This is a genomic window from Oleiphilus sp. HI0117 (genome assembly GCF_001635235.1).
In genome coordinates, this window is the sequence record NZ_LWGA01000933.1 from 1 (window position 1) to 3,365 (window position 3,365).

The following is a 3,365-nucleotide window of genomic DNA, read 5'->3' on the forward strand; positions in this document are numbered from 1 at the left end:
ACCTGTCTTTAAACCGCCATCGGTTTGCAGACGGACGCTGCCACGCAAGTCATTGCCGCGCAGAGTCTGGTGAGCCTCGCTCAAACCAAGCTCCCAAGGAGAACCCGCATATCGGATAGAGGTTAGCGGACTTGCAGCCGTGCCACCGTCATAACCGGAAACTGTAATCAAATCAGCATAAGCCTTGGCAACACCTGCGGCGATAGTACCAACACCCGGTTCAGATACCAGTTTCACAGAAACCAATGCCTTTGGATTAACTTGCTTCAAATCAAAGATTAGCTGCGCCAAGTCTTCGATAGAATAAATATCGTGATGCGGTGGCGGTGAAATCAAGGTCACACCTGGCACCGAATATCTTAATGTCGCAATCAGGTTATTTACCTTACCACCTGGTAACTGACCACCTTCACCGGGCTTCGCACCTTGGGCAACTTTGATCTGCAAGACATCAGCATTACGCAAGTAGTGTGGCGTTACACCAAATCGGCCTGATGCGATCTGCTTGATCTTGGAACGTTTTTCCGTACCAAATCTCGCTGCATCTTCACCACCCTCTCCAGAGTTAGAGCGGCCACCTAGACGGTTCATTGCAACAGCAAGTGCTTCATGTGCTTCAGGAGACAAAGCTCCCAAAGACATTGCTGCCGAGTCAAAACGAGGGAAGATATTCTCTACCGGCTCTACTTCGTCTAAAGGAATCTCTTTAGCAGAATCACTTAAAGCAAACAAATCCCTTAAGGATGACGCTGGACGTTCATTTACCAAGGTTGCGTACTTCTGGTAAACAGAGTAATCGCCCGACTCAACTGCTTGCTGAATTGTATTGACAACATCCGGGTTAAAGGCGTGATATTCCTGACCGTGAACAAACTTCAGTAAACCACCTGGCTGGATCGATTTACGCGCCTTGAAAGCTTCTTTAGCCAACAGTGCTTGCTCTGATTGCAGGTCTTCAAAATCAGCACCCTGAATTCTACTTGCGACACCTTTAAAGCATAGGTCAACAACATCGTCTGCAAGACCTACTGCTTCAAACAATTGAGCGCCACGGTAAGAAGCAATTGTAGAAATACCCATCTTCGATAAGATCTTCAACAAGCCCTTACCAATACCGCGACGATAATTATTTTTCGCCTCGATTGGGTCCATCAGCATCTCACCCGTACTGATCAGGTCACTCATAACCTGATAAGCCAAGTAAGGGAAGACTGCCGTAGCACCAAAACCAAACAACACCGCGAAGTGATGAGGGTCACGGGCAAAACCAGACTCCACAATAATATTCGAGTCGCAACGTAAGCCCTTCTCAACCAAGTGGTGATGCACTGCACCCGTTGCCATAAAGGCATTTAGTGGTAATAAGCCAGGTTCGATATCTTTATCCGACAAAACAAGCGCAACCTTGCCTTGTCTAACAGCTTCTTCTGCTTGCTGGCACACATCAACAATTGCTTGCCTTAAGCCAGTCTCTTCCTTGTACTGAAGGCTAATTAAGGCATGTTCAAAACCATCTTTATCCGAGGTAAAGCAGCTAAACTTCGCAGGTGTCAGTACCGGCGTAGCCAAAATAATTCGCTTCGCATGCTCAGGCGTTTCTTCAAATACGTTCTGCTCTACACCCACACAGGTTTCCAGAGACATAACAATCGCTTCACGCAATGGATCAATCGGTGGGTTAGTCACCTGAGCAAACTTCTGTCTAAAGTAGTCTGAAACTGAACGAACACGAGTCGACAATACTGCCATTGGCGTATCATCACCCATCGAACCTACTGCTTCCTGGCCCGCCTCAGCTAATGGACGCAATACCTGATCTCGTTCCTCGAAAGTCACCTGGAACATCTTCATGTGCGTCTTTAGGGTATCAGCATCCATTGCTTGGAACGCTTCATGATCTTTGTCTAGCGTTGCCTCAATACGAACCGCGTTTTCTTTTAGCCACTTTTTATAAGGGTGAGCAGACTTAAGGCGGCTATCGATATCATCAGTATGTAGCACTTCACCCGTTTCAGTATCAACCGCTAGAATCTGTCCAGGACCAATTCGACCCTTAGCAACAACATCTTCCGGCTTATAGCCATAAGTTCCAATTTCGGATGCAACTGTAATGTAACCATTCTTAGTGATAACCCAACGACTTGGGCGCAAACCGTTTCTATCCAGTAAACAGACGGCGTAACGGCCGTCAGTTAGAACCAGACCAGCCGGTCCATCCCATGGTTCCATATGCATACTGTTATATTCATAGAAAGCACGTAGTTCGCTATCCATGGTGTCAACGTTCTGCCATGCAGGTGGAATCATCATACGAACGGCACGGAATAGGTCTACACCACCTGCCAGAAGTACCTCAAGCATATTATCCATACTGGAAGAATCTGAACCAGTACGATTCACCAAAGGAGATAATTCTCCCAGCTCAGGCAGTTCGTCTGTAGCAAACTTGCTTGTTCTCGCTGTAGACCAGTTTCTATTGCCTTCAATCGTATTAATTTCACCGTTGTGAGCAATACATCTAAATGGCTGGGCTAGTGGCCACTTTGGCATAGTATTAGTGGAGAAACGCTGATGAAAAACACAAATGCTTGTCTCAACATCTGGATTACCCAGATCCAAATAAAAATTCGGCAGGTCAACCGGCATCATCAGCCCTTTATAAGACACGACTTTTTCTGACAAACTACAAACGTAGAATTCTTCATCAAACGCCAAAGCCATTTCAGTCTTACGGCGCGCAACAAAAAGCTTAAGAGACAGTTCACGCTCACTAAGCCCGTCAGCCTGAACAAAGACCTGCTCAATCTGTGGCAAGCAATCCAGAGCCATACGACCCAAGCAATCGTTATTAGTCGGAACCAAGCGCCAACCAACAACGGTAAGACCTTGTGCTTCAAGCTCTGCACTCATCGCTGTTTTAGCTTGCTGCGCTTTCGTAGGGTCCTGTGAAAGGAAAACCATTCCTACGCCGTAAATCTCATTCAGATCGGCGCTAAACTGCTCCTTAACCACCTGCCTGAAGAACGTATCAGGTTTCTGAATCAACAACCCACAGCCATCGCCAGTTTTACCATCTGCTGCGATACCACCGCGGTGAGTCATACATGTAAGTGATTCTATCGCCGTTAATAGTAGATCGTGACTTGCCTGCCCTTCCATCTGGGCAATCAAACCAAATCCACAGTTATCTCTAAACTCTTCCGGGCGAAACAAACCTGCTGCCATAACATTCTCTCTACAAAATATCATTTAAAATCATACAGTTAGAACTAACAAAACTAACAATACCATATGACTATGAAAATTGGGGTTGGACATTTTACACATCGTGCTTATTCAGTACAAACTTAAAGAAGGCGTATAAG

At 46.2% G+C, this 3,365-nt stretch carries 1 protein-coding gene; it reads right to left on the bottom strand.

Annotated elements, in window-relative coordinates; all coding sequences use genetic code 11:
- Positions 1–3,225 (bottom strand): glutamate synthase large subunit (gene gltB, locus A3757_RS16715; RefSeq protein WP_068739962.1); only part of this gene is annotated, 3,225 nt, incomplete at its 3' end.
- Between the last annotated feature and the right edge of the window lie 140 nt (positions 3,226–3,365).